Source organism: Mycobacterium sp., assembly GCF_035603715.1.
In the GTDB taxonomy this organism is placed as follows: Bacteria; Actinomycetota; Actinomycetes; order Mycobacteriales; family Mycobacteriaceae; genus Mycobacterium.
This window is the reverse complement of the sequence record NZ_DATNJW010000621.1, coordinates 1-5,767: the sequence shown is the minus strand read 5'-3', so window position 1 is coordinate 5,767 and position 5,767 is coordinate 1. Positions and strand designations below refer to the sequence as shown.

At 63.7% G+C, this 5,767-nt stretch carries 9 protein-coding genes; 6 read left to right on the top strand and 3 right to left on the bottom strand.

Annotated features, from left to right (window positions below; genetic code table 11):
* From VN856_RS25360 to VN856_RS25350, 3 genes are all read left to right on the top strand, one after another.
* Window positions 1-282, top strand: a 282-nt coding sequence (locus VN856_RS25360; RefSeq protein WP_325694461.1) for a phosphomethylpyrimidine synthase ThiC, incomplete at its 5' end; no start/stop codon positions are given.
* Window positions 279-1,109 carry a bifunctional hydroxymethylpyrimidine kinase/phosphomethylpyrimidine kinase gene (gene thiD, locus VN856_RS25355; RefSeq protein ID WP_325694459.1) on the top strand — a complete coding sequence of 277 codons (831 nt, stop codon included), beginning with the start codon at window positions 279-281 and terminating at the stop codon, window positions 1,107-1,109. The genes VN856_RS25360 and thiD, both read left to right, overlap by 4 nt.
* On the top strand, window positions 1,109-1,732 hold the full coding sequence (locus VN856_RS25350; RefSeq protein ID WP_325694464.1) for an alpha/beta family hydrolase: 624 nt from the start codon (window positions 1,109-1,111) through the stop codon (window positions 1,730-1,732). The genes thiD and VN856_RS25350 overlap by 1 nt, the downstream gene beginning before the upstream one ends.
* On the opposite strand, the gene VN856_RS25345 is transcribed toward VN856_RS25350, so the two are convergent.
* Window positions 1,709-2,428, bottom strand: a complete 720-nt coding sequence (locus tag VN856_RS25345) for a GAF and ANTAR domain-containing protein (protein WP_325694457.1) — start codon at window positions 2,426-2,428, stop codon at window positions 1,709-1,711. The genes VN856_RS25350 and VN856_RS25345 overlap by 24 nt on opposite strands.
* Window positions 2,429-2,511: 83 nt before the next feature.
* A complete protein-coding gene (locus VN856_RS25340; protein ID WP_325694463.1) occupies window positions 2,512-2,961 on the bottom strand; it encodes an Hsp20/alpha crystallin family protein in 450 nt (149 codons plus the stop codon).
* Between the two features lie 141 nt (window positions 2,962-3,102).
* On the opposite strand from VN856_RS25340, the gene VN856_RS25335 reads away from it, so the two are divergent.
* The 3 genes from VN856_RS25335 to VN856_RS25325 are packed head-to-tail and all read left to right on the top strand — an operon-like array spanning window position 3,103 to window position 5,261.
* Window positions 3,103-3,438, top strand: a complete 336-nt coding sequence (locus VN856_RS25335; RefSeq protein ID WP_325694455.1) for a helix-turn-helix transcriptional regulator — start codon at window positions 3,103-3,105, stop codon at window positions 3,436-3,438.
* A gap of 48 nt (window positions 3,439-3,486) precedes the next feature.
* Window positions 3,487-4,977: an NAD(P)/FAD-dependent oxidoreductase gene (locus VN856_RS25330; protein ID WP_325694453.1), complete on the top strand. Its 1,491-nt coding sequence runs from the start codon at window positions 3,487-3,489 to the stop codon at window positions 4,975-4,977.
* Between the two features lie 8 nt (window positions 4,978-4,985).
* Window positions 4,986-5,261 carry a hypothetical protein gene (locus VN856_RS25325; protein ID WP_325694451.1) on the top strand — a complete coding sequence of 92 codons (276 nt, stop codon included), beginning with the start codon at window positions 4,986-4,988 and terminating at the stop codon, window positions 5,259-5,261.
* Here VN856_RS25325 and VN856_RS25320 read toward each other — a convergent pair.
* Window positions 5,236-5,767: TetR/AcrR family transcriptional regulator (locus VN856_RS25320; protein WP_325694449.1), on the bottom strand; the 532-nt coding region annotated here is incomplete at its 5' end. The genes VN856_RS25325 and VN856_RS25320 overlap by 26 nt on opposite strands.

Below are 5,767 nucleotides of genomic sequence, written 5' to 3'. Positions count from 1 at the left end.
CGCTTCGAGTTCCGCTGGCACGACCAGTTCGCCCTGTCGCTGGATCCCGACACCGCGCGGGAGTATCACGACGAGACGCTGCCGGCCGAGCCGGCCAAGACCGCCCACTTCTGCTCGATGTGCGGGCCGAAGTTCTGCTCGATGCGAATCACCCAGGACGTCCGGGAGTACGCGGCCAAGCACGGACTCGACACCGAAGAAGCCATCGAAGCGGCCATGGCGGAGAAGTCGGTCGAGTTCGCCGAGCACGGCAACCGGGTGTATCTGCCGCTCGCCCAGTGAGTTACCTTCCGCTGGCGCCGTCTGGTACGACGCCACTGCGGGTGCTGACGATCGCCGGATCGGACTCCGGTGGGGGCGCGGGTGTTCAGGCCGACATCCGCACCTGCACGCTGTTGGGCGTGCACACGCTCTGCGCGGTCACTGCGGTGACGGTGCAGAACTCATTGGGCGTAACGGACTTTCACAAAACCCCGCCTGACTTTGTCACCGCCCAAATCGCGGCGGTATGCGACGATATCGGACTGCAGGCCGCCAAGACCGGGATGCTCGCATCGGCCGAGATCATCGACGCGGTCGCGCGGAGTTGGCGCAAGCACGGTGCCGGCGTGCCACTGGTCGTCGACCCGGTGTCCGCATCGATGCACGGCGATCCTCTGCTCGACGACACTGCGCTGGATTCTCTTCGTGCCGAACTGTTTCCGCTGGCGACATTGGTGACACCCAATCTGCACGAGGTCAGACTGTTGGTCGGTATCGACGTCGTGGACCCGAAGACTCAGGCCGATGCGGCCCGCGCCCTGCATGCACTGGGGCCGAAATGGGTAATGGTCAAGGGTGGACACCTGCAAGGGTCGGCCAGCAGCACTGATTTATTGTTCGACGGCAACGGCTTTCACGAGTTCGATACACCGCGGGTCGACACCACTAACGACCACGGCGCGGGCGACACATTAGCCGCCGCGACGGCCTGCGCCCTGGCGCATGGTTACCCGGTACTCGACGCGGTCTCGTTCGCCAAAGGATGGGTGACCGAATGTCTGCGGACCTCCTATCCGCTCGGACACGGCCACGGGCCGGTGTCTCCATTGTTTAGGCTGCACTCGTGATCGACCTCGAACAGATCGCGGGCGTCGCCCACGAACCGGACGGGGCACCGGCCGGCGTGGTGGTGCTGACGCACGGAGCCGGTGGCAACAGAGAATCACCGCTGCTGCAAAGACTTTGCGACGAGTGGGCCCGACGCGGCTGGCTTGCCGTCCGCTACAACCTGCCCTACCGGCGCAGACGACCCAAGGGTCCGCCGTCGGGTTCGGCGGCGACCGATCGCGCCGGCATTGTCGAGGCCATCACCGTCTGCGGCGGTCTGTCCGACGGTCCGCTGATCGCCGGCGGCCACTCCTATGGTGGTCGGATGACGTCGATGGTGGTGGCCGCGAAAGAAGCGGGCGTCGACGTGCTGACGTTGTTCTCCTATCCGGTGCATCCACCGGGCAAGCCGGAACGGGCCCGCACCGAACATCTGCCCGACATCGCGGTGCCGACAGTGTTCACCCACGGCACGTCGGATCCGTTCGGCACTCCGGATGAGGTGCGTGACGCCGCGGCGTTGATTTCCGCGCCGACGCAGATCGTCGAGATCGCCGGTGCCCGGCACGATCTGGGCTCCAAGACGCTCGACGTGCCCGGCCTGGCGGTGGCCGCAGCGCTACGTGTGCTCGGCCGCGAATAAGTCCTCAGGCCGTGCGGCGGCTGCGCCTCGCACAATGTCGGCCGCGACCTCGGCGAGCTTGACGTTGGTCTCTTGCGATGTTCGGCGCAGCATGCCAAAGGCGTCGTCGTCCGACACGTCGTTCAATACCATCAGCATGCCGATGGCTTTGCCGATCGCGCGACTGCTCGCCAGCCCGCGGCGCAGCGAGGCGACGTCTTCGCCTTGCGCCACAGCATTCGTCGCAACCGTGGCGAACGCGCCCAACACGAGCGCACACTCGACTGATCGCTCGTCGAAGGCATTGGCTGTGTCGGAAAAGAGGTTGAGTGCGCCGACCCGGGCCCGGTCCACCGGCAGCCGAACGCTCAGCGCGCCGCGCACCGGTGTCTCAGCGAGCACCCGGTTCGCCAACGACGGCCACCGACTGTCCGCGGTCAGGTCGGCCTGAATTTGAGCGGTGCACTCTTGGACAGCATCGAGGCATGGGCCACTGCCCAGCGCCAGTTCCAGCTTGTCGATCTGGCGCGCGACTGAGTCGCTCACGGCGACGGTGCTGCACTCGCCGTCCCGGCAGATCATCAGGCTGGCATGGTCGCATCCGGGAACTGTCAGTGTTGCCGCGACACATATCGCGGCGTACATCTCTTTCGGCGTTGAGGCTTCTCGCGCGATCTCAGCTAACGACGCGAACACGCCTGGTGGATCGACGGACACCACAACCTCCTATTTCGGGCGAATTGCAATGGGCGGCAGCCGGGCGCGCAGGCCACGCGGCCCTGCTGCCGCCCACTGCGGGGTCAAGCGTTGATCACCTCGTGCTTGGTGGTTTTGTCGTCGAGCGTCCGGTGCGCGTCACCACGACCGATCGTGATCTTTCGTGGCTTGGCTCTCTCTGCCACCGGGATACGGAGCCGCAGCACGCCCTCCTGATAGGAGGCTTCGATGCGGTCGGTGTCGAGATTCTCACCGAGAACCAGCTGCCGGCTGAAGATTCCGCGCGGCCGCTCGGTGGCGAGCATCTCGCGATTCGGATCGACGGCCGGACGTTCGGCACGAACAGTCACGACGTTGCGCTCGATGTCGAGGTCCAGCGAGTCTTGGTCGATCCCAGGTAGGTCGAACTCGACGAGGAACGCATCGCCTTCACGCCACGCGTCCATCGGCATGACCGCCGGACGGGCGGCAGTGCCCAGCGCCTGCTGGGTGAAACGGTCCAGCTCGCGGAACGGGTCGGTACGCATCAGCATGGTGGTCACCCCTGCCTCTCCAATCTTCTATGTGTGTCACCCGTAATCTGTGCCACTTGACACAGATTTTATATAGCACCCAGACAATTAAGTCGCAAGTGTGCTAAAAAGATTTCCTGTAGTCGTAGCCAAGGGATGACAGTGACGAACGATCGACCTGACCCTCAGGACCAACCTGCCGCGAGCCATGGTGTGTACGGAATTTCGGTCGCTGCCGAACTTTCCGGTGTTCCCGTGCAGTCGTTGCGGCTCTACGAGAGCCATGGCCTGCTCACCCCGATTCGTAGTGATGGCGGCACCCGCCGCTACAGCGCCGACGACCTGGCCCGTCTCCGACGAATCAGCCATTTGGTCGCCGCCGGCGTCAACCTCGCCGGCATCGGCCGCATTCTTGACCTCGAAGACGACAACGCGGCGTTGCTCGCGGACAACAACGCATCCGGCAAGAAGCCGAGGAGGAAAAACGAGCCCGGCTAGGGCCCGGTCGATTGCCGGTACCAGTGGTACTGCGTATATTGTCGTGCCATGAGTTCGGAGCACTTCGAGGCCGTGATCGTCGGGGCTGGCTTCGGCGGTATCGGCGCGGCAATCCAGCTCAAACGCATGGATATCGACGACTTTGTCATCCTCGACCGGGAGGACGACCTCGGCGGAACCTGGCACGTCAACCACTATCCGGGCCTGGCCGTCGACGTCCCCACCACGACTTACTCCTACTTCTTCGAGCCGAACCCGAACTGGTCCCGGTTATTCACCCCGGGACCGGAGATCAAGCAGTACGCCGCGGGGGTGGCCGACAAGTACGACGTTCGACGACACATGCGGTTCAACACCGTCGTGGAGAGCGCCCGCTGGGACGAGGAGGCCCGTCGCTGGCAGGTCGCGCTGTCCGGTGGCGACGTGCTGTCCGCGCGCTACCTGATCACCGCTACCGGGTTTCTGTCTCAGCCGAAAGCACCCGACATTCCGGGGATCGCGACGTTCGAGGGCAAGGTCATCCACACCACCGAGTGGGAAGACGACTTCGATCCGACGGGCAGACGGATCGGGATCATCGGGACCGGCGCGACGGCAGTGCAGCTGATTCCGAAACTCGCGGAGAAGGCCGCCGATCTCACTGTGTATCAGCGGACCCCGATCTGGGTGGCACCGAAGATCGACCTGCAGTTCTCGGATCGAGCCAAACGGCTCTTCGCCCGTTTACCGTGGACGCAGCGCATGATCCGGACGATCACCGACACCATCTACGAGTTGATGATCACCGTCGGTGTGGTGCGATACCGGGTTCCACTGTTTCGCCGGCTCAACATCTCGGCGATGGATCTATGCAAGATCAACCAGTTCCTGGCGATTCGCGACAAAGAACTGCGCCGCAAGCTCACCCCCGACTACGACATCGGGTGTAAGCGGCCGACGTTCTCCAACACCTATTTCCGCAGCTTCGCCAAACCGCATGTCCACCTGCAGGCCGACGGAATCGAACGCGTCGAGATCGACGGGATCGTCAACGCCGACGGCTCGAAGACCCACATCGACACGCTGGTGCTGGCCACCGGATTCGACCTGTGGGAGGCCAACTTCCCGGCCATCGAGGTGATCGGCCGCGATGGCCGCAACCTCGGAAAGTGGTGGCGCGACACGCGATTCCAGGCTTATCAGGGCGTCTCGATGCCTTACTTCCCGAACTACCTCAGCTTGGCCAGCCCGTTTGCTTTCTTGGGACTGAACTTCTTCAACACCATGGAATACCAGATGCGGTTGATGGAGCGCCTTTTCACCGAGCTCAAGCACCGGGGCGCGGACACATTCGAAGTGACGGAAGAGGCCAACGCGCGCTACCTCGACCGGATGACCGAACTGCTGGGCGACTCGCTGTGGACGCTCGGTAACTGCGCGACATCACGTTCGTACTATTTCAATCCCAGCGGTGAACCATCGCTGTTGCGTCCGATGGCCACCTCGACAGCAATCGAAGAAGCGTCGAATTTCCCGCTGAGCGACTACGCAATCGCCTAAGGAGCTTCATGTCTCGCAAAAGTAATCGCGTTGCCCGCTTTTCGGGCCTGGCCTTGGCCGGTGCCGGCCTGGCCCACTTCACCAGCCCGGGGTTGTTCGAGCCGGTCACGAAGGCGGCGTTCCCACGTAAAACTCGCCAACACATTTACACCAACGGCAGCATCGAAACCGTGCTGGGCCTGACTTTCGCCAGCCGGCAGACCCGCAGCCTGGGCGCCGTCGGCTTGATCGGATACCTCGCCTACCTGGGCGGAAATGCTATCCGCCAGTCCCAAAAACCGTAGCCTCCATCAGTTTTCGCACACATGCCTGCGGATAGGCAGAGTTGTCGTCGGAGTCCTCGTAGTGCGCCAGCCGACCCACATCGACCACCAGCGCCATCGCCGCGTGGACCAGAATACGCGCCTGCGTCTTGGTGAGTTCGGGACGTGCGGCCGCCAGTAGGCGCATCCAGGCATCGATCGTCGTGCGCTGCACACTGCGGAGCAGCTCCTGGTCCACCCGGGTCAGGTTCACCCGCTCGGTGTAGTAGATCGCGACCAGATCCGGGTTGGCGAACGAGGTTGCCACGTACGCCTCGATCAGCAAGATGAGCATGTGACCCGGCTCGGTCAGCCCGCTCAAGATCGCCGACAGCCGGCCCGAAACCCGATCGGCCGCACGACACAACCCGGTCGCGAGGATGTCGCACTTGCCGGGGAAGTAACGGTAGATCCCCGATACCGGAATACCGACGGCCGAAGCGATCTCGGCCATGCTGGTTTCGGGATAGCCCTTGGCGTTGAACAAC

Coding starts and splice junctions, on each gene's coding strand:
- VN856_RS25340 (WP_325694463.1), bottom strand. CDS start 2,961: ATGCTGATGCGTACCGACCCGTTCCGCGAGCTGGACCGTTTCACCCAG.
- VN856_RS25330 (WP_325694453.1), top strand. CDS start 3,487: ATGAGTTCGGAGCACTTCGAGGCCGTGATCGTCGGGGCTGGCTTCGGC.
- VN856_RS25325 (WP_325694451.1), top strand. CDS start 4,986: ATGTCTCGCAAAAGTAATCGCGTTGCCCGCTTTTCGGGCCTGGCCTTG.